This is a genomic window from Novosphingobium ginsenosidimutans, from assembly GCF_007954425.1.
GTDB lineage: Bacteria > Pseudomonadota > Alphaproteobacteria > Sphingomonadales > Sphingomonadaceae > Novosphingobium > Novosphingobium ginsenosidimutans.
Genome location: NZ_CP042345.1, coordinates 1173047 through 1193931, shown reverse-complemented (window position 1 = coordinate 1193931; position 20885 = coordinate 1173047). Strand labels below are relative to the sequence as shown.

At 65.3% G+C, this 20885-nt stretch carries 23 protein-coding genes; 16 read left to right on the top strand and 7 right to left on the bottom strand.

Annotated features, from left to right (window positions below; translation table 11 throughout):
- The first annotated feature begins 163 nt into the window (after positions 1–163).
- Both FRF71_RS06010 and FRF71_RS06005 read left to right on the top strand, forming a co-directional pair.
- On the top strand, positions 164–430 hold the full coding sequence (locus FRF71_RS06010; RefSeq protein WP_147089703.1) for a hypothetical protein: 267 nt from the start codon (positions 164–166) through the stop codon (positions 428–430).
- A 7-nt stretch (positions 431–437) separates the two neighbouring features.
- Complete coding sequence (locus FRF71_RS06005; protein WP_147089702.1) at positions 438–1178, top strand: metallophosphoesterase family protein; 741 nt, start codon at positions 438–440, stop codon at positions 1176–1178.
- Here the strand turns inward: FRF71_RS06005 and FRF71_RS06000 are convergent.
- The 5 genes from FRF71_RS06000 to FRF71_RS05980 form a co-directional block, all read right to left on the bottom strand.
- Positions 1120–1863, bottom strand: a complete 744-nt coding sequence (locus tag FRF71_RS06000) for an HPP family protein (RefSeq protein ID WP_147089701.1) — start codon at positions 1861–1863, stop codon at positions 1120–1122. The genes FRF71_RS06005 and FRF71_RS06000 overlap by 59 nt on opposite strands.
- 85 nt (positions 1864–1948) lie before the next feature.
- Entirely contained in the window at positions 1949–2440 is a 492-nt protein-coding gene (rpsI, locus tag FRF71_RS05995; RefSeq protein WP_147089700.1) for a 30S ribosomal protein S9, read from the bottom strand.
- Positions 2440–2919, bottom strand: a complete 480-nt coding sequence (gene rplM, locus FRF71_RS05990) for a 50S ribosomal protein L13 (protein ID WP_147089699.1) — start codon at positions 2917–2919, stop codon at positions 2440–2442. The genes rpsI and rplM overlap by 1 nt, the downstream gene beginning before the upstream one ends.
- A gap of 151 nt (positions 2920–3070) precedes the next feature.
- The gene (locus tag FRF71_RS05985) at positions 3071–3796 is read right to left on the bottom strand and encodes a hypothetical protein (protein WP_147089698.1); all 726 of its coding nucleotides are present in this window, start codon (positions 3794–3796) and stop codon (positions 3071–3073) included.
- Between the two features lie 92 nt (positions 3797–3888).
- On the bottom strand, positions 3889–4935 hold the full coding sequence (locus FRF71_RS05980) for a COX15/CtaA family protein (RefSeq protein WP_147089697.1): 1047 nt from the start codon (positions 4933–4935) through the stop codon (positions 3889–3891).
- Positions 4936–5029: 94 nt separating this feature from the next.
- Here FRF71_RS05980 and FRF71_RS05975 point away from each other — a divergent pair, with 94 nt between their 5' ends.
- The 4 genes from FRF71_RS05975 (at position 5030) to FRF71_RS05960 (ending at position 8854) form a co-directional block, all read left to right on the top strand.
- Positions 5030–5398, top strand: a complete 369-nt coding sequence (locus FRF71_RS05975; RefSeq protein WP_147089696.1) for a MerC domain-containing protein — start codon at positions 5030–5032, stop codon at positions 5396–5398.
- A gap of 76 nt (positions 5399–5474) precedes the next feature.
- Positions 5475–6461, top strand: a complete 987-nt coding sequence (thiS, locus tag FRF71_RS05970; protein ID WP_147089695.1) for a sulfur carrier protein ThiS — start codon at positions 5475–5477, stop codon at positions 6459–6461.
- A gap of 64 nt (positions 6462–6525) precedes the next feature.
- Entirely contained in the window at positions 6526–7053 is a 528-nt protein-coding gene (locus tag FRF71_RS05965; RefSeq protein WP_147089694.1) for a hypothetical protein, read from the top strand.
- A 79-nt stretch (positions 7054–7132) separates the two neighbouring features.
- Positions 7133–8854, top strand: coding sequence for a hypothetical protein (locus tag FRF71_RS05960; protein ID WP_147089693.1), 1722 nt, complete (start codon positions 7133–7135; stop codon positions 8852–8854).
- Between the two features lie 3 nt (positions 8855–8857).
- Here the strand turns inward: FRF71_RS05960 and FRF71_RS05955 are convergent, their stop codons facing one another.
- A complete protein-coding gene (locus tag FRF71_RS05955; RefSeq protein WP_147089692.1) occupies positions 8858–10690 on the bottom strand; it encodes an AMP-dependent synthetase/ligase in 1833 nt (610 codons plus the stop codon).
- Positions 10691–10842: 152 nt separating this feature from the next.
- Here FRF71_RS05955 and FRF71_RS05950 point away from each other — a divergent pair, with 152 nt between their 5' ends.
- Entirely contained in the window at positions 10843–12552 is a 1710-nt protein-coding gene (locus tag FRF71_RS05950; RefSeq protein WP_147089691.1) for a gamma-glutamyltransferase family protein, read from the top strand.
- A 9-nt stretch (positions 12553–12561) separates the two neighbouring features.
- On the opposite strand, the gene FRF71_RS05945 is transcribed toward FRF71_RS05950, so the two are convergent.
- Positions 12562–13593 (bottom strand): quinone-dependent dihydroorotate dehydrogenase, encoded by a 1032-nt coding sequence (locus FRF71_RS05945; protein ID WP_147089690.1) that lies wholly within the window; start codon positions 13591–13593, stop codon positions 12562–12564.
- Between the two features lie 302 nt (positions 13594–13895).
- On the opposite strand from FRF71_RS05945, the gene FRF71_RS05940 reads away from it, so the two are divergent.
- The 9 genes from FRF71_RS05940 to FRF71_RS05900 all read left to right on the top strand — a co-directional run bounded on the left by FRF71_RS05940 (position 13896) and on the right by FRF71_RS05900 (position 20775).
- The gene (locus FRF71_RS05940; RefSeq protein ID WP_147089689.1) at positions 13896–14828 is read left to right on the top strand and encodes an AraC family transcriptional regulator; all 933 of its coding nucleotides are present in this window, start codon (positions 13896–13898) and stop codon (positions 14826–14828) included.
- 65 nt (positions 14829–14893) lie between these two features.
- On the top strand, positions 14894–15304 hold the full coding sequence (locus tag FRF71_RS05935) for an SUF system Fe-S cluster assembly regulator (RefSeq protein ID WP_147089688.1): 411 nt from the start codon (positions 14894–14896) through the stop codon (positions 15302–15304).
- Positions 15301–16782, top strand: coding sequence for a Fe-S cluster assembly protein SufB (gene sufB, locus FRF71_RS05930; protein WP_147089687.1), 1482 nt, complete (start codon positions 15301–15303; stop codon positions 16780–16782). The genes FRF71_RS05935 and sufB overlap by 4 nt, the downstream gene beginning before the upstream one ends.
- Positions 16779–17288 (top strand): endonuclease domain-containing protein, encoded by a 510-nt coding sequence (locus FRF71_RS05925; protein WP_147089686.1) that lies wholly within the window; start codon positions 16779–16781, stop codon positions 17286–17288. The genes sufB and FRF71_RS05925 overlap by 4 nt, the downstream gene beginning before the upstream one ends.
- A gap of 2 nt (positions 17289–17290) precedes the next feature.
- Positions 17291–18034: a Fe-S cluster assembly ATPase SufC gene (sufC, locus tag FRF71_RS05920; protein ID WP_147089685.1), complete on the top strand. Its 744-nt coding sequence runs from the start codon at positions 17291–17293 to the stop codon at positions 18032–18034.
- Positions 18031–18768: a SufD family Fe-S cluster assembly protein gene (locus tag FRF71_RS05915; protein ID WP_147089684.1), complete on the top strand. Its 738-nt coding sequence runs from the start codon at positions 18031–18033 to the stop codon at positions 18766–18768. Before sufC ends, FRF71_RS05915 begins: the two co-directional genes overlap by 4 nt.
- Positions 18765–19949, top strand: coding sequence for an aminotransferase class V-fold PLP-dependent enzyme (locus FRF71_RS05910; protein ID WP_147089683.1), 1185 nt, complete (start codon positions 18765–18767; stop codon positions 19947–19949). The genes FRF71_RS05915 and FRF71_RS05910 overlap by 4 nt, the downstream gene beginning before the upstream one ends.
- The gene (locus FRF71_RS05905; RefSeq protein ID WP_147089682.1) at positions 19946–20419 is read left to right on the top strand and encodes an SUF system Fe-S cluster assembly protein; all 474 of its coding nucleotides are present in this window, start codon (positions 19946–19948) and stop codon (positions 20417–20419) included. The genes FRF71_RS05910 and FRF71_RS05905 overlap by 4 nt, the downstream gene beginning before the upstream one ends.
- Positions 20416–20775, top strand: coding sequence for a HesB/IscA family protein (locus tag FRF71_RS05900; protein WP_147089681.1), 360 nt, complete (start codon positions 20416–20418; stop codon positions 20773–20775). Before FRF71_RS05905 ends, FRF71_RS05900 begins: the two co-directional genes overlap by 4 nt.
- Positions 20776–20885: the final 110 nt, after the last annotated feature.

Below are 20885 nucleotides of genomic sequence, written 5' to 3'. Positions count from 1 at the left end.
ACCGGGATAGGCTGTGTTGGTGTAGCGATACAGCAATGCTCGACGAGGTACGTCCGCGAACCGACCAAGCGCCGAATTCGGCGACCAAGCGCTGAATCGGTCCGGCGAACGACAGGGCGGATTGGGCTGTAAGCCCGCCGAATCGCGTGATAGGGCAGCCAGGATGCTTGTCGCGTTCGTCTTCCTGCTGGGGGTCACCAACTTCGCGGTCCACCGCGCCGTGCTGAACAGCGAGCACCCGCTGCTTGGCCAGGTCCCGTGGTTCTTTCACCTGCTGGGCGGGCGGTTCAGTCTACTGGTCGAGTTCGTGATGCTGCTTGGGGCCATGCTGATGGTCGCAGGCGGCTCAAGCGGCTGGATGTGGTTCTATGCCGGGTACAGCGCGGTCAATGCCGGGTCGGCCTGGCTGATCCTGAGCGGGCGTGTCTGATCGTATCATGTCGGGGAAGACAGTCCTCTACCACGTCAGCGACTTGCACTTCGGCTATGAGGATCGTCAGGCGCTCGACTGGTTCGCCGCCGAAGTGGAGCGCGAGCGGCCGGCCGCGGTGATCTGTACCGGTGATCTGACCATGCGTGGCACCGCAAAGGAATTTGCGTTGGCGGCGGAGTGGCTGATGCACCTGCCGGTGCCGGTTTCGATCGAGCCGGGCAATCACGACGTACCCTATTATCATATGATGCTGCGGCGGCTGGCGCGGCCCTATGCCCACTTCCATGCGCTCAAGCATCGGCTGGGGAGCGAGATTGCCCTGCCGGAAGTGGCAGTCGTTTCGCTCAAGACCATCGCCCGCGCGCAGCTCCGGCTGAACTGGTCAAAGGGCCGGGTCAGCCAGGGTGATCTGGATGCAACGTTGCATGGCTTGGCCCATCATCGCGATGTGCCGCTGAAGCTGGTCGCCTGTCACCACCCGTTGGTCGAGGCCAATACCCACGCCACGGCATCAACCCGCGGCGGCAAGCGCGCGCTGGCGGCGCTGGCGCGGGCCGGGGCCGGGGCGGTGCTTTCGGGCCATGTCCATGATCCGTTCGACAAGGTTGTCGAAGTGGACGGTCAGACCATCCGGATTGTCGGGGCGGGTACGCTGTCGCAGCGGCTGCGCAGCTCGCGCCCCTCGTTCAATCGGCTGGTGCTTGATGGGGCCGGGGACTTCTCTGTCGAGGTGAAGACGCTGTAGCGCCGCGCCGCGCGCGGACCTTGCCTTCGACGGCGTGGACCAGGGCAAGCAGATCCTCGCGGCTGACGTCGAGCACTTCATCCCATTCGGCTAGCACGGCATCGAGATCGCTATCCTCGATATGACCGATCCAGTCCGGCTGCAGCGGTTGGGGTGAGGGGCGGTGGGGGTAGGAGTGGCCGGTCAGCCGGTTCCAGACCACGCCGCCCGCCAGCAGCACCAGCACGTTGAGCGCCAGCGGCATGACCAGGAAGGTCAGTCCCGCGGCGGCAACCGCCGGGCTCGACAGCGCGGTCAACAGCACGGTGCCACCTGCGGGGGGATGAAGGCATCGCAGCAGGCTCATCGCCGCAATGGCAAGGCTCACCGACAGGCCGGCCGAGAGCCAGGTCGCGCCGAGCATTGCGTGGACCACCACGCCGATCGCACCGCCCACCAGATGGCTGCCGAAGACCGGCCAGGGTTGGGCCAGCGGGCTGGCCGGCAGGACGAAGACCAGCACCGAAGACGCGCCCATCGAGGCGACGAGCCAGGGCAAGGCGGGATCGCTGCCCAGCACCAGCCGCCCGATCAGCGCCGTGAGGGCAATCGCGATCCCGGCCCCGATCGCCCCGCGCAGCCAGCCGATCCGGCCGGCAAACATCATCCGCGTAGGCGTGGCGGCGAGCGGGGTGTGTTGCTGCATGGTCAGGTACTCCCGTGGAGTGCCGAAACGAAAAAGGGGCCGACCTTGCGGCCGACCCCGTTTCTCGTAGTCCGTCGATCCAGGATCAGCGCTTGCTGAACTGGAAGCTGCGGCGGGCCTTGGCGCGGCCGTACTTCTTGCGCTCGACCACGCGGCTGTCGCGGGTGAGGAAACCGGCGGCCTTGACGACCCCGCGCAGGACGGGCTCGAACTTGGTCAGCGCCTGGGCGATGCCGTGCTTGACGGCACCGGCTTGGCCCGAGAGACCGCCGCCCTTGACGGTGGCGATCACGTCGTACTGGCCAGCGCGATCGGCAATCTGGAACGGCTGGTCGATCACGAGGCGCAGCGTCGGACGGGCGAAGTAGACCGACTGGTCACGGCCGTTGATCACGACCTTGCCCGAACCGGGCTTGATCCAGACGCGGGCCACGGCATCCTTGCGGCGGCCGGTGGCATAGGCACGGCCCTGGGCGTCGACTTCCTTTTCGCGGAGCGGCGCAGCCGGAGCGGCGGGGGTGGCAACATCGGCAGCAGCGCCGAGGTCGGCCAGATCGTTGAGCGTGGTGTCAGACATCAGGCACCCACCTTGTTCTTGCGGTTCATGGCAGCGACGTCGAGCGGCTGGGGCTGGGTGCCCGCATGCGGATGCTCGGCACCGGCGTAGAGGTGAAGGGCGCGCATCTGGTTGCGGCCGAGCGGACCACGGGGGATCATGCGCTCAACCGCCTTTTCGAGCACGCGCTCGGGGAAGCGGCCGTCCAGCACCTTGGCGGCGGTCACTTCCTTGATGCCACCGGCATAACCGGTGTGCTTGTAATAGGTCTTCTGCTTCAGCTTGTTGCCGGTCAGCTTGACCTTGCCGGCGTTGATCACGACGACATGATCGCCGCAATCGACGTGCGGGGTGAAGCTCGGCTTGTGCTTGCCGCGCAGATGATTGGCGATGATCACGGCGAGACGCCCGACCACCAGTCCTTCGGCATCGATCAGATGCCACTTCTTTTCCACCTCGGCCGGCTTGATCGACCGGGTGACCTTGGAAAGCGCCTTCATGGCCACTCCCTTTCTGAAATGCAGGTCAAATCCCATGTTCACAACGCTGACCGGAATCGCTTCCGGCAGCGCGGGAAGGCGGCCCATTCGTCGATGACGAGGCAAAAGTCAAGCAATTCAGCGGTTCTGCTGAGAGGTAAAATAATACCGTTCAGGGCTGGGTGCGCTCAAAGGTCCAGATCTCGCGCGTCGTGCGCGTGCTGCCGCCAAGGTCAGTCAGAACGGTCCGCGCGACCCGTTGCGGCAGCCCGCCCGGGATCAGTCCTTCGGCGCGGATAGTGACGCTGATCAGGCCGCGGGTGCCATCGGGCATGGTGATACCCCGTGTTTCAACCGAATCGGCGCGGGCCGGGCTGAACAGGTCCACCGGCCAAGCGGTCCCGCCGGTTCCGGCCATGACCACCTGCGTCAGCATGGTGCTGGCCTGACCGCGCGCGCTGGGAGACATGCGCGCGCCGGCAATCATCATCTCGCCCAGCGCCACGGCCTTGGCGCGCGAGCCGTCGCCAACCAGCGGGTCGCTGCGTGGCACCAGGCGGCCTGCGGCATCAAGCCGGATCGGGAAGAAGCCGGGTTCCATCCGGTTGCGCTCAAGCTCGGCGAAGCGCTCGAGCGAGGGGGGCACGTCCACCTTCACGTCGCGTAGTTCCCCTTCAAGTCGCCAGCCACTGCCTTCGGGGCGGAACCATACGAGATAGCAGCGCGTGGCGCGCACTTCCTTGCCATCAATCAGACTGCGCACCACTGTGCGGCTGATCATCACCGGGCCCGCGGGCGGCTTGAACGCGACAGTAGCTTGCGAGGCTGGTGCCGCCTGGGCTGCCGGAGCTGGTGCCACGGCCGCAATCCCGGCCAGCAGGATTGTCCGGGCCCTCACCTTGGCTCTTCCGCGAATCTGCAGCTCACCTGCCTTCACCCTTGCCTTGTCATTGTTTTTCCGGGCTATTCGCGCAGGCTCGGCGGCATTCGTCAAGCCTTGGCAGCACGCAGGCCCAGGGCATGGGCACCCCAGACCGTGCTGGCGACCAGCAGGGCGCCAACCAGCTGGTGTGCCACCGCCAGCCACAGCGCCACGCCGCTCATCACCGTGGCAATGCCCAACAGAACCTGAAGGCCGAAAGCCGAATGAATCGCGATCGAGGCGCGGCGATCAAGCGCGCGGAGCTTGCGCCCCATCAGCACCAGAATTGCCACGACCACCCAGGCCCACCAACGGTGGACGAAATGCGTCAAGAATGGATCATTCAGCAGGGCGTGCAGCTTCCCGGCCGCCCAGTCGATCCCCTCGGGCACCAGATGGCCCTGCATCAGTGGCCAGGCATCCCAGTTAAACCAGCCCGAACCGGCGACATAGCCGGCGCGCATTCCCGCCACGAGCGCACCGAAGAACAGCTGCAGGGCAAGCGCGCCGAGCGCGAACACCGTAAAGGGCGTGAGCCGCGCGCGCGCCTCGCCCCGTGCCAGGGCGCGCAGGTCGAGCGCGGTCCAGACCAGCCCACCAAGCGTGAACAGCGCCACCAGCAAGTGCGTAGCCAGGCGGAAGTGACTGACCCGGACATCGGCGCTGAGGCCTGACGAGACCATCCACCAACCGATCGTCCCCTGCAGCCCGCCCAAGGCCAGCAACGCGACCAGCCGGCCATGGTAGCCTTTCGGAATCGCGCCCTTGATCCAGAACCAGGCCAGCGGCAGCGCAAAGGCCAGCCCGATGATCCGGGCGATCAAGCGGTGGACCCACTCCCAGAAGAAGATGAACTTGAAATCGGCCAGGGTCATTCCCGCAGGCCCTGTGACCTCGATATACTGCGGGATCTGCTTGTAATCGTCGAAGGCCTTCTGCCACTGCGCTTCACTCAGCGGCGGCAGCACACCCGACACCGGCTTCCATTCGGTGATCGAAAGGCCGGATTCGGTCAGACGCGTGATCCCGCCAACGGCGACGATGAAGACCACAAGAGCGGCAACGGCGAAGAGCCACCGGGCAAGTGCCAGGGGCCGGGGAGAAGCGGCTGTCATGAGCGCGCGCCCTGCTCCCGCGCGCGAAAAAGCGCAAGCGGGCTTTTGGGGCCGTCTTGTGTAATGAGACACTATAACATATATCCCGCGCTCCATGCGTGATGCCCTGCTCTCGATTCGCGGCCGGCTCGATCGGTTCGGCGTGCTCCTGTCGGGGCTGTGCATGCTGCATTGCCTCGCTGGCCTGCTGCTGGTCGCCGGGCTGGGGCTGGGCGGGCAATTCCTGTTCGCGCCGGTGATTCACCGGGTCGGACTGGCCCTGGCCATTGCAGTTGGCGCAGTTACTCTGGTGATCGGGGTGGTCCGCCACCGTGATCCCAAGCCTTTGCAGATCGGCGGTGCGGGCCTGGCGCTGATGGCCGTCGCCCTGTTCGTCGGCCACGGGGTGGAAGAGGCGCTGCTCACCATCGCCGGCGTCTCGCTGCTCGCCTGGGCGCACTGGCGCAACCTCAAGCTGTCCTGATTGGCCGCTCGGACAGGCTCACCTGTCCTTTTCGCTCCATTGCCAAATTGCCGCCGGTCGCTATCTGCGCATCGAGATGACTGACCAGCTTTCCCTTACCGTCAACGGCGAACCGCGCCGCGCCGCGCCCGGCACAGTTGCTGACCTCGTACGCAGCCTGGAACTTGACCCGGCAAAGGTCGCGGTCGAACGCAATGGCGAGATCGTCGCGCGCTCGACCTTGGGCAGCGTCGCGCTGGTTGAGGGCGATGTGCTGGAGATCGTCCACTTTGTTGGCGGCGGGGATCACCGCCCTGACGACAGCTGGACTGTCGCGGGTCGTAGCTTCCGTTCGCGGCTGATCGTCGGCACCGGCAAGTATAAGGACTTTGCCGAAAACGCCGCCGCGGTCGAAGCATCGGGCGCCGAGATTGTTACGGTCGCGGTGCGGCGGGTCAACGTGTCGGACCCCAAGGCACCAATGCTGACCGATCTCATAGATCCGAAGAAGATCACTTACCTCCCCAACACCGCCGGCTGCTTCACCGCCGAGGACGCGATCCGCACCTTGCGGCTGGCGCGCGAGGCCGGCGGCTGGGATCTGGTCAAGCTGGAAGTGCTGGGCGAAGCGCGCACGCTTTACCCGAACATGGTTGAAACCATCCGCGCCTGCGAAGTGCTGGCCAAGGAAGGCTTCCTACCGATGGTCTATTGCACCGACGATCCGATCGCGGCGAAGCAACTGGAAGATGCCGGTGCCGTCGCGGTCATGCCGCTGGGTGCGCCGATCGGTTCGGGTCTCGGCATCCAGAACCGGGTGACGATCCGCCTGATCGTCGAAGGCGCAAAGGTCCCCGTGCTGGTGGACGCCGGGGTTGGCACCGCCTCTGATGCGGCAGTCGCGATGGAACTGGGCTGCGACGGTGTGCTGATGAACACCGCTATTGCCGAGGCGAAGGATCCGATCCGTATGGCCCGGGCGATGAAACTTGCGGTCGAGGCCGGGCGCCACGCCTATCTTTCTGGACGAATGGCGACCCGCAAGTACGCAGATCCCTCCAGCCCGCTCGCAGGGCTGATTTGAGGATTACGGTAAACCGCTTCTTAACCAAGTTCTGGTGATCTGCCCGCAATCAAAGGGGCACATCATGGCCAATGCCGGAACTGCATCGCTGACCATTGCCGAACTGCGCGAGTTCGCCAGCTTCAGTCCGTGCGAGCAGCGCTATATCAAGCGCAGCCTAGATGTCGGCCTCGGCCGACACGATGCCTTCAAGCTGTGGGCCCGCGATGCCGAGGAAACCGCATCGATCCGCAGCCAGTACGTGGTTTACCAGGAACTGAAGGCGCTGCGCGGGCAGATCCCGTCGAACAGTGACTTTGCCAGCCTTGAAAGCTTCATGGGCAAGTTGCTGCGGATCACCGCCTTCGACATCGCCCAGGACCGACTCGAGGGCTTTTCGGCCTATCGTTTCCTCTATGAGCGGTTGCTAGGGGCCGATGTCCGGCCGTTCCTGCCAAGCGCTTTCTGCGCCGCCGCCGCACTGCCGCATATCCGCCCGGACCGGCGCAAGCACCTGCTCCAGTCGATCAGCGAAGCGGCCGCGACTGCGCCAGGTTGGTCGAGCCGCGAGCCGAGCTTCTATCCCGAATGGGTGGAAAAAGAGGCTGCGTGAGGGGAATCTCCGTTCCTCGTAACTCCAAATAAACCATTCCGCGCAATTCTGCCCTGCATCCGCCCAGGGGGTAGCACGCGTGACCAGTTTTGCCGACGGCTTGAGCGAAGAGGAATTTCGCCGCTCGATCGAAGCCCGCCTGCGGGAGAACCGGCCCGAAGAGGCCGTCAAGCGCCTGCGCCGGTTGCTGGCGGCAGACGCCGGTCCGGGCGGCATCCTTCCGACGCGCTTCCTCTCGATCGAAAGTTCGGATCTGGTCCTTGCCGGCTGGGACGAGCTGGGGACGCGAATCCGCGCCCATGACGAGCCGGGCCGCCCGATAACCGCCATCTCGATCGCCTTTGGCTGGCCGGGCGAGAATCCGCCCCAGCCCGATGAGCGCGGCCACCTGCGCCCGCTGGTTGAGGTCGAGTACTTCAACGATTCGTCCTATCCCTTCTCGCAAAGCGACCGCGACAATCTGCTTGAGGGCTATTCCTATTATGGCTGCACCTGGGCCGGCGAGGGCAAGGTGACCGAGCGGACCCTGAACCTGCAAGGCATTGACGATCTGTATGGTGCCCTGGCTGAACTGGAAGCTCGCCTGCTGGCCATGGAGGTGCCCGATGAGGACCAGATCCGCGCCGGCTCGTTGGGTGCCTGCCTGCTATCGGTGCTGCTGTTTGAAGCCGTGCGTGATGCAGTGGCGCGTGATGGCCTGCCCCGGCCGGTCTGTGTCATGGCCGGTAGCAACGGGGTCTATCCCTATTTCGACGCGCCAGTTTCGGGCATGCCCGAGCATGCGTTGAAGGATGAGGCAGCCGAAGCAAACAGCGCGGCGGCCTATATTCCCGGGCCCCGATACAGCAGCCTGCTGGTCACTGGCATTCCGCGCGCGCGCAAACGCGCCGTGCTGGTGGTCGAGGAATCGGAGACCGAAACCGCAACCCGGATCGCCAACCTGCGCGGGCTGCACCATCGCGACGCGGAAGTGCATGAGCCCGCAATCGAGCCCGTCTTTGAGCCGATCCCCGAACTGGCCGAAGTGGCCCCGCCGGACGATGGCACAATCATTCCCAACCCGAACGGGCCGTTGATGGTCAAGAAGAAGTCAGCCCAGTCGTGGGACTTCCGCGACCTGCTGACACCGGAACCGCCAAGCCTCGATCCTGCCGCTGGGCCAGAGGACGATCTGGAACTTCCCGAGCCGCCGCGCGACTGGATGCCGCCGGCGGATCAAGCCGAAACGCTCGCTCCGGACCCGGCGGCAGACTTTGCCAATCCGGTGCCCGAGCTCGACGCGCCGCTCGGCGATCCCGAATGGGACTATGTGCCCGAGCCGCCCGCCCAGGACCCGCATCCACCGCAGTGGCAGCCGGAATCCGGCCCGGTCGAGCCAGAGGCTGAGGAGGAGGTCGAAGCCGATTGGGATCTGCCGTCCGAACCGCCGCTACCGCCGGTGTTCCAGCCCGCGCCGGTCGAACCTGCACCGGACACCGAAGCGCCGGTTGCGTCGCGCCGGGTTGAGCCAGGCTTCACCTCATTCGAGATCGATCTCGATATCGAGAGCCGCCTAAAGGCGCTGATTGCCGCACAAACCTTCGCGCCCGAGCCCGAGCCGCTGCCAGAGCTGGATCTGGACTTCGACGAGGAGCCAGAACCGGTCGTCGACGCCAAAGCTGTGCAGCCGGACTTTGGCCCGGCCTGGCCACTCGGCATCGGCTGGCTGGAAGACCTTGCCGAACCAGAGGTGGTCGCCGCGCCCGCGCCGCGCACTTCTCTGCTGACGCGGTTGCTGACCCTGCTGCCCTGGCGGCGCTAGACCCTAGCCCTTGTAAAGGCTGTCGAGCCGCTCGCTGTAGCGCTCCTTGAGCTTGTGCCGGCGGATCTTGAGACTCGGCGTCATTTCCTCGTTCTCAATCGAAAATGCCTCGTCCGCGAAGGTGAACTGGCGGACCTTCTCGATCACACTGAGGTCCTGGTTTACCCGGTCGATCGCGGCGCGGATCGCCGAGCGGAAGGCGGGCAGGTCCTGCAGCGCCTTGAAATCGAACTTTTCGCCCTGCGCGCGCGCCCATTCAAGCGCCCATTCGGCATCGGGCACGATCAGGCCGACAACATAGGGACGCTTGTCACCCACCACCATCGCCTGGGCGATCTCTGGCTGGAGCGTCAGCATGCCTTCAACCTTTTGAGGCGAGATGTTGTCGCCCTTATCGTTGACGATCATGTCCTTCTTGCGGTCAGTGATGACGATCCGGCGCTTGTCATCCAGATGGCCGATGTCACCGGTGTGAAGCCAGATGCCGGCACCTGGTTCGCCTTCCGGCTCCTTCAGGACGCGCGCGGTCTCAGCCTCATTGCGCCAGTAGCCGTGCATGACCAGCTCGCCGCGCACCAGGATCTCACCGTCCTGCGCGATCTTGATCTCGACCCCCTCCATCGCCGGGCCAACCGTGTCCATCTTCAGGCCCACGCGCGGCCGGTTGCAGCTGATCACGGGGGCAGCCTCGGTCTGGCCATAGCCCTGCAACATGGTCAGCCCCATTGCCTCGAAGAAGGTGCCGACTTCGGGGTTGAGCGGCGCCCCGCCCGAAACCATCGCCTTGATCCGGCCACCAAAGCGGGCGCGGATCTTCGGGCGCAGGGTCCGCTCAAGCAGCAGGTCCATCGGCTTGTCGCGCAGCCGGCCCTTGCCTTCGCGTTGGCCCTTGATCCCGCCGATCGCCAGCGCCCGGCCCATCAGGAAATTGGCGACTTTGCCCTGCTTTTCGACCTGCTTCATGATCCGGGTGCGCAGCACCTCGAACAGGCGGGGGACGACGACCATGATCGTCGGGCGCACTTCCTCGATATTGCTGGCCAGCTTCTCGAGACCTTCGGAATAGTAGATCTGCCCGCCCATCCCGATCGGCAGCATCTGCCCGCCGGTGTGCTCATAGGCATGGCTCAGCGGCAGGAAACTGAGGAACACCTCGTCGCCCCATCCGAAGTCTTCGGACAGGATCCGCGCCGCGCCATCGACGTTGCAGAGGATCGCCCCGTGGTGCTGCAGCACGCCGCGCGGGCTTCCGCCCGTGCCGCTGGTGTAGATGATGCAGGCGGTATCCTCGCGCTTGATCTGCGCAACACGCTTGGCGACCGCAGCGTGCGCAGCGGCGGCATCACCGGTCACCAGACTGGCCCAGTCGCGGTATTCGAACTGGCCGGTCTGGGCGATCCGCAGCGGCTCGATCCCGATTACGAAGCCGGCCTGGCCCGAAGTCAGGATGGCCGGCAGCAGCGGTTTGGCCAATTTGTCGTCGGACACTATCACGGCACGTGCGCCCGAGTTTTCCAGCACGTGCAAGTGGTCGCGCTCGGTATTGGTGATGTAGGCCGGCACAGTCACACAGCCTGCTGCCATGATCGCGAAATCGGCGATGCACCATTCCGGTCGGTTTTCGGAAACCAGCATTACCCGGTCGCCGTCCTTGAGGCCCATCGTTCGCAGCGCCTCGGCCATCAGGCAGACCTGTTGCGCCGCTTCGGCCCACGAAATGGACTGCCATGATCCGCCCCGCTTGGCCGAAAGGAACGGTACTTCGCCCTTCTCGTCCGCGCGTTTCAGAAACAGTTCGACCAGGTTCCGGGCGGCCCGGAAATCACCAATATCCATAAATGCACTGCCCCTCTCTGCAGCACCCTTCCCCGTACGGACGAATCCCCTAGGCAAGCTTTTCCCTAGCGGCAAGTCTGCGGGGCCATCCGGCCTATGGCTTGGCCGCCGCTTGATTGCCATGCCGCTGTCCTGCTCCTAAGAAGCCGGTCATGGCCTCGTTCCGACTTTCCATCGCCTGCATCGCGCTGTTCGTTGCGTCCTGCACCAATCCGCAATCGCTGCAGTCCGTTCCGCCAGCGGCCGAGACGGCCCAGCCATTCGTGATCGCGGCTAACCCGCTGGCCGCCCGGGCCGGGATGGACGTGCTGGAGCGCGGCGGCAATGCGATCGATGCAGCGATTGCGGTCCAGGCCATGCTCTCGCTGGTTGAACCGCAATCATCCGGAATGGGCGGCGGCACGATCATGCAGCACCTTGATGGCCAGACCGGGCAACTGGTGGTCTATGATGGGCGCGAAGTCGCCCCGGCCCAGGCCAGTCGCGAGATGTTCATGGGCAACGACGGCAAGCCGCTGGGCTTCCGCGAGGCGGTTGTTTCTGGTCGCGCTACGGGCGTGCCTGGCGCTGTTGCCGCGCTGGCCCTGGCCCACCGCGAGCATGGCAAGCTGCCGTGGAGCAGCCTGTTCGATGCCCCGATTCGCACTGCCGAAGAGGGCTTCATCATCAGCCCGCGCCTTGGCCGCTTCCTGCCGCTGCCGTTCCCGCAGCTCGATCAGCCCGATGCCAAGCGCTATTTCTCGCGTCCCGATGGCACCCGGATGGCTACCGGCGACCGGTTGCGCAACCCCGACTATGCCGCCTTTCTGCGCCGGCTCGCCAAGAACGGCCCCGACGCGCTCTATCGTGGCAGCACGGCGGCCAAGATTGTTGCCCGCACCCGCGAGGGACCGCTCGCTGGGACCATGACCATGGCGGACCTGGCGGGCTACAAGCCGGTGAAGCGCATGCCGATCTGCGCCCCCTACCGCGCCTACAAGGTTTGCGCCCCGCCGCCGCCGTCAAGCGGCGTCGGGATGCTGGCGCTGCTTGGCCTGCTGGAGCGGACCGACATTGCCGCCCGCGGTCCCAATGATCCGCAGGCCTGGTTCCTCTTCGCCGAGGCGAGCCGGCTGATGTATGCTGATCGCGATACCTATGTTGGCGATGCTGATTTCGTGAAGGTGCCGGTCGCCGGGATGATCGAGCCGGCCTACCTTGACCAGCGCGCCGCCCTGATCGGCAAGACCGCCGCCACGCGCGTCGAACCGGGCAAGCCGAAAGGGGCCGGGGTCGCGATTGCCGACCGGACGCTGGAACCAGCCGGTACCTCGCACTTCATTGTCCGCGATGCGCGCGGCAATGTCGTTTCAATGACCACCACGGTTGAATCGATCTTCGGCTCGGGCCGGATGGTCGATGGATTCTTCCTCAACAACCAGATGACCGACTTCTCGTTCAACCCGCTGCAGGAGAACGGGGAGCTTTCACCCAACGCGGTTGCGCCGGGCAAGCGGCCGCGCTCGTCGATGGTGCCGCTGGTGCTGTTCGACAAGGATGGGCACTTTGCCGGAGCGATCGGCTCTGCCGGTGGCAATGCGATCCTGGCCTATGTCAGCAAGTCGCTGGTTGCAGCGATCGACTGGGGCTTGCCGATGCAGCAGGCGCTGGCGCAGCCCAATCTGGTCGCGCGCGGCAACAGCTTTAACGGCGAAGTCACCAAGTTCAGCCCTGAGCTACGCGCGGGTCTTGCCGAGCGCGGGATCAACCTGGCGCCTGGGCAGGGTGAGGACTCAGGTGTCCACGGCGTGCTGATCCGCAATGGCAAGATTGACGGCGGGTTCGATCCGCGGCGCGAAGGCGTAGTGCTGGTCGGGAACTAGGCCGCGGGGCTACTCGCTGCCCACGGCTTCGGCAATGCTGCCGAAGCCGTCGTGCTTCATCAGCCGCTCCAGCCCGCGCGTGATCCGGCGGGCGAGGCCCGGACCTTCATAGACCATCGCGCTATAGACCTGGATCAGGCTCGCCCCGGCGCGGATCCGCGCCCAGGCGTCTTCAGCGCTGGCAATGCCGCCCACGCCGACCAACGGGATCGTGCCTTTCGCCACGGCATGGAAATCGCGCATGCGCTGTTGGGCCAGATCGCGCAGCGGCGCGCCCGACAGGCCGCCGGCTTCACCCGCATGGCGGGACTTCAGCGGAGGACGGGTGATCGTGGTGTTGGAGACGATGATCGCGGCGATGCCGTGTTTCACCGCCGCCTCGACGATCCGGGCTGGCGCTGCCTCATCCAGATCGGGGGCAACCTTCAGGAAGACCGGTGGATCACCGGCCTGGCGTTCGGCGGCAATGGCTGAGAGCAGGTCGTTCAGCTCTTTGTCGCCTTGCAGGTCGCGCAGCCCCGGGGTGTTAGGCGAGGAGATGTTGACCGTGATGTAGCTTGCCAGATCGCGGAAGGCGGCGATCCCGGCCAGGTAATCGGCGATCCGGTCAGTCGAATCCTTGTTGGCACCGACATTGGCGGCAACCACACCCTGCCGCTTGCGCCTGGCGAGGCGGGCATGAACGACCTCGAGCCCGCCATTGTTGAAACCCATCCGGTTGATCACCGCGCGGTCCTCGGCCAACCGGAACAGGCGCGGCTGCGGATTACCCGCCTGCGGGCGCGGGGTGACCGTGCCGATCTCGGTGAAACCAAACCCTAGCCCCAACACGGCATCGGGCACCTCGGCATCCTTGTCAAAGCCGGGGGCCATGCCGAGCGGGTTGGGGAACTTGATCTCGGCGACTTCGGTTGCCAGCGGACCAGGACGACACGGCGCGCCGTGCGGCATGAGTTTCAGCGAGTCGATCGTAAGCCGATGCGCCCGCTCGGCGTCGAGCAGGAACAGGGCCGGGCGGATCAACGAATAGATCTGGGTCACGACGGGTAGCCTATGGCAGCACTGCGCCGCGAAGTCGATTCGCAGGTATTTCTTCGTGAATTCACTTAGGTGAAAAGTCGCAATCGATTTCCTGACGCGTTTGTGGGCAGTACCCCCGGTCAGAATGTCGAATCCCTACAATTGCTCGGTAAAAGCCTCAACTATTGCAACTTTGCGACCCAAAGGGCTCGAAGCACTGTGCTGGTAGCCCTAAACTTACAAGGCGGCCTCGGACCTTTGGTTGGGGCCGTTTTTTTTGCACCACTTGCCAAGCGGCGGCGCGACCCGCAGAACGTCTCGCGATGCTGCGATCACCTGCAACCGACGAGAGTGGTGGACCTGCCGCGCCGGATACAGCCGATCTGACTGCCAGCGACCGGATCAAACTGGATTTCCTACCTCCGCCCGATCCGCTGCGCCGCTTTGTCACAACCTTTTATTCTTTGCGCTGCGACGATCGCGAGATCCACGACTGCCTGCCAGCGGCAGTCGGTTATCTTGCCGTGAATCTGTCCGGCACGGGCCTGCTGCACTTTGCCAACGGCCGCATCGAGCCCTCGCATGAAGCCATGTTTCTGACCCCGACCACGGCTGCTGTTCGGATTGCACTGCAGGGGCCCTGGCACATGGTTGGCGCGGCCCTTTCGCCGCTTGGCTGGGCGGCGCTGACCGGATTGCACGCCGGGTCTGTAGCGGACCGCGTCCTGCCTGCTAGTCAGGTGCTGGGCGCGCTGGCCGACGAGCTTGTGCCAATGTTGCGGATGGCTGAGGGCGGCGATCCCGCTCGTGCCGCAATTCTGGCCGAAGTGATCGGCGCTCGGCTGCAGCCAGTGAAGCCACGCCATGTCCAGGTCATCGGGGCGATTGCTGAGTGGCTTTCGTCCGATTTCGACCCGCCGGTTTCGGCCTTGCCCGAGCGCGCCAACTATTCGATCCGCCAGGTCGAGCGGCTTTGCGAACGCTATTTCGGCGTTCCGCCCAAGCAATTGGCGCGCAAGTACCGGGCGCTGCGGGTTGCGGCGATGCTGCAGGCTCCGGACACCAGCCCGGAACAGGTCGCCGCGCTCAAAGAGCTCTATTTCGATCAGTCGCATCTCATCCGCGACATGCGGCACTATCTCGGCCGGACCCCGAACCGGATCTTCGATGGCTCGGCGCCGTTGCTGAATGCCACCAGCTCGGTCCGCGGCTACCGCGAAGTCCGGCCCAATTTCGCGCGCATTCCCGGCGATTGAATTCCTCCGGGGATAGGCCTAGGGGAAACCGGAAAGAATCAGTCCGATTTGCCGGAGTACCCTTCATGCGGCTTTCTAGCATGGCCGATTATGCCGTCGTCACGATGAGCGCCGCCGCGCGCCATTGTGGCGGCTCGCGTGTCTCGGCCGCTGAATTGGCGGCTGAAACCGGCCTGCCGGTGCCAACCGTGCAGAAGCTGGTGAGCCGCCTGACCGCCGCTGGCCTACTGCGCTCGACCCGCGGCGTGGGCGGCGGCCTCAAGCTGGCGCGCCCGGCTGCAGCGATTACTCTGGCGGACATTATCGAAGCGGTCGAAGGCCCGATCGCGCTGACCCAGTGCGTCGACGATGCCCGGGCCGATTGCGGGCTTGATGCCTGCTGCTCGGTCAAGCCGCACTGGCCGATCGTCAACGAGGCACTGCGCGGCGCCCTGTCGCAAGTCTCGCTGATCCGCTTGGCTGAGGTGACGGCATGAGCGAGGACGCAACTGTCAGGGATCAGGCCGCGCGTGATGCCGCTGCCAAGGTCGCCGATTACGAGCACGGCTGGTCGGCCGAGATCGAGACCGAGTTCGCGCCCAAGGGCCTGAACGAGGATACGGTCCGCTTCATCAGCGCGAAGAAGAGCGAGCCTGAATGGATGCTCGACTGGCGGCTCAAGGCCTTTCGCCATTGGCAGACCATGCCGACGCCGGATTGGGCCAAGCTCAACATCCCGCCGATCGATTACCAGGACGCCTATTACTACGCCGCGCCCAAACCGAAGAAGAAGCTCTCCAGCCTCGACGAGGTCGATCCCGAGATTCTCGAGGTCTACAAGAAGCTCGGCATTCCGCTTGAAGAGCAGAAGGTGCTCGCCGGGGTCGAAGGCGCGCGCAAGGTTGCGGTCGATGCGGTGTTCGATTCGGTATCTGTCGCCACCACCTTCCGCGAAGAGCTGAAGAAGGCGGGCGTCATCTTCCTCTCGATCAGCGAGGCGATCCGCGAGTACCCGGACCTGGTCAAGCAGTGGCTGGGCAAGGTTGTGCCGGTGCGCGACAACTTCTTTGCGGCGCTCAACTGCGCGGTCTTTTCGGATGGCACCTTCGTTTACATTCCCGAAGGCGTACGCTGCCCGATGGAGCTCAGCACCTATTTCCGCATCAACGCCGAAAACACCGGGCAGTTCGAGCGGACGCTGATCGTGGCCGACAAGGGCAGCTATGTAAGCTACCTCGAAGGCTGCACCGCGCCGATGCGCGATGAAAACCAGCTCCACGCTGCCGTGGTTGAACTGGTCGCGCTCGACGATGCCGAGATCAAGTATTCGACCGTGCAGAACTGGTACCCCGGCGACGCCGAGGGGAAGGGCGGGATCTACAACTTCGTCACCAAGCGCGCGCTGTGCCAGGGCAAGCGCAGCAAGGTCAGCTGGACCCAGGTCGAGACTGGTTCGGCGGTGACCTGGAAGTATCCGAGCTGCGTGCTCAATGGCGAGGATTCGGTCGGCGAATTCTACTCGGTCGCCGTCACCAACAATTACCAGCAGGCCGATACCGGCACCAAGATGATCCACAATGGCAAGGGTAGCCGCTCGACTATCGTGTCCAAGGGCATCTCGGCCGGCAAGAGCCAGAACACCTATCGCGGCCTCGTCCGCGTTGCCCCCCAGGCCGAAGGCGTGCGCAACTTTACCCAGTGCGACAGCCTGCTGCTCGGCAAGGACTGCGGCGCGCATACCGTGCCCTACATCGAGGTGCGCAACCCCTCGGCCCAGATCGAGCACGAGGCGACCACCAGCAAGATTTCGGACGACCAGCTGTTCTACGCGATGCAGCGCGGGCTGGATCAGGAGGCTGCCGTCGCCCTGATCGTCAACGGCTTCGCCAAGGAAGTGCTGCAGCAATTGCCGATGGAATTCGCGGTCGAGGCGCAGAAGCTGCTCGGCATTTCGCTCGAAGGAAGCGTCGGATGAAGAAGACCCTCACCCTGCGCGAACCCGGCGCTGATGAAGCTCCCGCGATCAAGAAGAAGGGTCGCGGCTGGGAGATTTCGGAGAAGCGGCTCGACGCCCTCCACCAGCGCGCGCGCGAGATGCGGCGCAACCCTTCGCCCGCCAGCGAGGCCCTGGCGGCGGCGCTGACCGAGGTCGAAACCGGGGGCTATTCCTTCAAGCGGCAGGACGTGATCGGCTCGGCCATCGTCGACTTTGCCTGCAAGCCGCTGATGCTGGTGATCGAGCTGGATGGTGACGAAGACGCCAGCTTCACCGCCGATCGCACCCGCAGCCTGGCCGAGGTCGGCTACCGGGTCGAGCGCCTCTCTGCCGCCGCCGTGCTGGCTGATCCGGCCGCCGCTGCTGCCCAGGTTTCCGCCGTTATGCGCGAGCGCTGGCACGAACGTCGTGCCGCCCGCGCTACCCGCCCCGCTCAAAACCGTGCGCCCAGTAACCGCAATTTGGGCCGGCGCCCGCAGGACTGATCATGCTGACCATTTCCAACCTTCACGCCACCGTCGCCGACAAGCCGATCCTGAAAGGCCTGTCGCTCACCATCAACGCCGGTGAAGTCCACGCGATCATGGGCCCCAATGGTGCGGGCAAGTCGACGCTGGGCTACACGCTCGGCGGGCGGCCCGGTTATGAGGTGACCGGCGGCGCGGTCGAATTCCTGGGCCAGGATCTGCTCGAACTGGAACCGCATGAGCGCGCCGCCGCCGGGCTGTTCCTGGGTTTCCAGTACCCGGTCGAGATTCCAGGCGTGTCCTTCGTCCAGTTCCTGCGCGAAAGCCTCAACGCCCAGCGTGCGAGCCGCGATGAGGCACCGCTTTCGGGCGGTGAATTCCTCAAGCTGGCGCGCGAGCAGGCGGCGCTGCTGAAGATGGACATGGAAATGCTCAAGCGGCCGGTCAACGTCGGCTTCTCGGGCGGCGAGAAGAAGCGCGCCGAGATGGTCCAGATGGGCATCCTTGCGCCCAGGCTGGCGATCCTCGACGAAACCGATTCCGGGCTCGACATCGATGCGCTGCGGATCGTGGGTGACGGGATCAATGCGGTGATGCGCCAGCCTGACAAGGCCGTGCTGCTGATCACCCATTACCAGCGCCTGCTCGACTACGTGAAGCCGGACTTCGTCCACGTCCTGGCTGGCGGCCGGATCGTCAAGACCGGCGGGCCGGAACTCGCGCTTGAGCTGGAAGAGCGCGGCTACGAGGTGGTCGCGGCGTGAACCAGGCAATCGCCCTTCCCACGCGCCGCGAAGAGGACTTCCGCTATGCGGACCTCGGCGCACTGGCGCAGGTCTGGCCGGTTGCGGCCGAGATCATTTCCGTGCCTGCCAGCGAAAGCGGGAACCTCGCCCTGGTGCTCGATGGCACCGCGCCGGTGGCGCGCGAGATCGCGATCACGCTGGGCGATGGCGCTTCGTTCGATCTGCGCGTGCTCAACGCCGGGTCGGGCTATGGCCGGGTCGCGGTGCGGATCGAGCTGGGGCGGGGCGCCAGCTTCACGCTGGGCGCGGCGCAGCTTGCCGGCGGGACTCAGACCGTCGAAATCGTCACCAACGTGCTGCATGCCCATCCCGATGCGGTCAGCCGCCAGATCGTCCGCTCGGTCGCTGGCGGGCAGGCTACGGCCAATTACCTCGGCAAGGTTCGCGTCGCCAAGGGTGCCGACGGGACCGATGGCTCGCAATCGGTCCGCGCGATGCTGCTTGACCGGACCGCCACGGCCAATGCCAAGCCTGAGCTTGAAATCTTCGCCGACGATGTGAAGTGCGCCCACGGCTGCGCGGTGGGCGAACTGGATGCCAACGGCCTGTTCTACATGGCCCAACGCGGGCTGCCGCCGGCCGAGGCGAAGAAGCTGATGCTTCAGGCTTTCGTCGCCGAAGCCTTTGCCGGTGCGGCAGACGAGGAGCGGCTGCTCGAAGCCGCGCTGGCGGCGCTGGGCCGGCTGGTATGAACGCGATTTCCACTCTCTCCACGGCCGATCTCAAGGCCCAGTTTCCCGGCCTCGCCGGCGGCTGGCATTACCTAGATACGGCAGCCACGGCGCAGAAGCCGCGGGCGGTGATCGATGCGACCGTGCGGGCGATGGGGGCGGACTATGCGACCGTCCACCGCGGGGTCTATGCCCGTTCGGCCGACATGACCCTGGCCTTCGAAGCCGCGCGCGAAAAGGTGGCCGCCCTGATCGGCGCGCCGGCGCCGGAACTGGTCTTCACCCGCGGCGCGACCGAGGCAATCAACCTGGTTGCCTACACCTTTCCCAACAAGGGCCGGGTCCTGCTCTCGCTGTTGGAGCATCATTCCAACATCGTGCCGTGGCAGCTTGCCGGGTGGCAGGTCGATGTCTGCCCTTTGACTGCCGACGGCCGGATCGATCTTGATGCTGCCGAGGCGATGCTGACGCCCGAGCACACCATGGTGGCCTTCGCCCATGTTTCGAACGTGCTTGGTTCGGTGCTCGATGCCCCGCGCGCGGCGCAACTGGCGCATCGAGTGGGCGCCAAGCTCCTGCTCGACGGTTGCCAGGCCGTGCCCCGGCTCGAAGTCGATGTCGCAAAGCTCGGCTGCGATTTTTACGCTTTCTCCAGCCACAAGCTCTATGGCCCGACCGGGATCGGGGCGCTATGGGGCCGCGGCGATCTGCTCGATGCCATGCCCCCTTGGCAGGGCGGCGGGGCGATGATCGACCGGGCCAGCTTTGCCGGCACGACCTATGCCCCGCCACCGCAGCGGTTCGAAGCGGGGACCCCGGCGATTGTCGAGGCGATTGGTTTCGGGGCGGCGGCGGATTTTGTCCGGGCGATCGGTCTGCCAGCGATCCACGCCCATGAAGCGGCGCTGGTGCGCGAACTGCGCGCAGCGCTGCGCGCCCGCAACGATGTGACGCTGTTCGGACCGGAGGAAAGCGCCGGGATCGTGTCTTTTGCGCTCGACGGGGTGCATCCGCATGACCTCGGCACCATATTGGATGAGGAAGGTGTGGCCATCAGGGCCGGCCATCACTGCGCCCAGCCGCTGATGGAACATCTGGGCGTGCCGGCGACGGCGCGGGCCAGCTTTGGATTGTATTCGGATCAAGGCGATATCGCCGCGCTGCTGCGCGGGATTGAGCGGACACGGAGGATCTTCGGATGAACGAAGAACGCAAGATCGTGGTGGAAGAAGTCGAGGCCGTGAACGCCCCGCCGCGCGCCCGCGTGGACGATGCCGAAGCGCCGGCCGCCAAGCTCGAGCGCAAGCGCGACTATCTCGACGGCTTCCTGCAGCAAAAGCCGGCTGAGGTTAGCCCTACTGAACCGGGCGGCTCGATCTATGACGGCGTCGTTGCCGCGCTGAAGGATATCTTCGATCCGGAAATCCCGGTGAACATCTATGATCTTGGGCTGATTTACGGGGTCGATGTCGATGCCGACGGCGGGGTGGTCGTAACCATGACGCTGACCACGCCGCACTGCCCGGTCGCCGAATCGATGCCGGGCGAGGTCGAACTGCGGGTCGGCGCGGTGCCGGGCGTGCGCGACGCCGAGGTCAACCTGGTCTGGGACCCGGCCTGGGACCCGGCCAAGATGAGCGACGAGGCCCGCCTGGAGCTTGGGATGCTATGACTACGACCACGACCGTTCGCCAACGCCCCGCCGCCGTCATCCTTACGCCCGCTGCCGAGGCCCGGATCGCCGCGCTGATGGCCAAGGCACCCGAAGGCGCGATCGGGGTAAAGCTTTCGACCCCGCGTCGGGGCTGCTCGGGCCTAGCCTATTCGGTCGACTACGTGAGCGAGGCCAATGCTTTCGACGAGCGGATCGAAACGCCTGGCGGCACTTTCTTCATCGATGGCGGCTCGGTGCTTTACCTGGTCGGCAGCACGATGGACTGGGTCGAGGACGACTTCACCGCCGGCTTCGTGTTCAACAACCCCAATGCCAAGGGATCATGCGGCTGCGGTGAGAGCTTTACGGTTTAGTGCCTGGTTCGGTCACGGCGTGGCGTGACCTGGCGCAACACCAGCCCGCTCCCCCGGCCCAACCACCCGGTCATTGTACCCTATGGGTGGTTGGGCCGGGGGAGCGGGCT

Excerpts from the sequence above, each read along its gene's own strand:
- FRF71_RS05940 (WP_147089689.1), top strand. The coding sequence starts at position 13,896 with ATGCTGCGATCACCTGCAACCGACGAGAGTGGTGGACCTGCCGCGCCG.
- sufC (WP_147089685.1), top strand. The coding sequence starts at position 17,291 with ATGCTGACCATTTCCAACCTTCACGCCACCGTCGCCGACAAGCCGATC.
- FRF71_RS06005 (WP_147089702.1), top strand. The coding sequence starts at position 438 with ATGTCGGGGAAGACAGTCCTCTACCACGTCAGCGACTTGCACTTCGGC.
- FRF71_RS05925 (WP_147089686.1), top strand. The coding sequence starts at position 16,779 with ATGAAGAAGACCCTCACCCTGCGCGAACCCGGCGCTGATGAAGCTCCC.
- FRF71_RS05980 (WP_147089697.1), bottom strand. The coding sequence starts at position 4,935 with ATGACAGCCGCTTCTCCCCGGCCCCTGGCACTTGCCCGGTGGCTCTTC.
- sufB (WP_147089687.1), top strand. The coding sequence starts at position 15,301 with ATGAGCGAGGACGCAACTGTCAGGGATCAGGCCGCGCGTGATGCCGCT.
- thiS (WP_147089695.1), top strand. The coding sequence starts at position 5,475 with ATGACTGACCAGCTTTCCCTTACCGTCAACGGCGAACCGCGCCGCGCC.
- rplM (WP_147089699.1), bottom strand. The coding sequence starts at position 2,919 with ATGAAGGCGCTTTCCAAGGTCACCCGGTCGATCAAGCCGGCCGAGGTG.
- FRF71_RS05905 (WP_147089682.1), top strand. The coding sequence starts at position 19,946 with ATGAACGAAGAACGCAAGATCGTGGTGGAAGAAGTCGAGGCCGTGAAC.
- FRF71_RS05935 (WP_147089688.1), top strand. The coding sequence starts at position 14,894 with ATGCGGCTTTCTAGCATGGCCGATTATGCCGTCGTCACGATGAGCGCC.
- FRF71_RS05965 (WP_147089694.1), top strand. The coding sequence starts at position 6,526 with ATGGCCAATGCCGGAACTGCATCGCTGACCATTGCCGAACTGCGCGAG.
- FRF71_RS06010 (WP_147089703.1), top strand. The coding sequence starts at position 164 with ATGCTTGTCGCGTTCGTCTTCCTGCTGGGGGTCACCAACTTCGCGGTC.
- FRF71_RS05955 (WP_147089692.1), bottom strand. The coding sequence starts at position 10,690 with ATGGATATTGGTGATTTCCGGGCCGCCCGGAACCTGGTCGAACTGTTT.
- FRF71_RS06000 (WP_147089701.1), bottom strand. The coding sequence starts at position 1,863 with ATGCAGCAACACACCCCGCTCGCCGCCACGCCTACGCGGATGATGTTT.
- FRF71_RS05975 (WP_147089696.1), top strand. The coding sequence starts at position 5,030 with ATGCGTGATGCCCTGCTCTCGATTCGCGGCCGGCTCGATCGGTTCGGC.
- rpsI (WP_147089700.1), bottom strand. The coding sequence starts at position 2,440 with ATGTCTGACACCACGCTCAACGATCTGGCCGACCTCGGCGCTGCTGCC.
- FRF71_RS05910 (WP_147089683.1), top strand. The coding sequence starts at position 18,765 with ATGAACGCGATTTCCACTCTCTCCACGGCCGATCTCAAGGCCCAGTTT.
- FRF71_RS05950 (WP_147089691.1), top strand. The coding sequence starts at position 10,843 with ATGGCCTCGTTCCGACTTTCCATCGCCTGCATCGCGCTGTTCGTTGCG.
- FRF71_RS05900 (WP_147089681.1), top strand. The coding sequence starts at position 20,416 with ATGACTACGACCACGACCGTTCGCCAACGCCCCGCCGCCGTCATCCTT.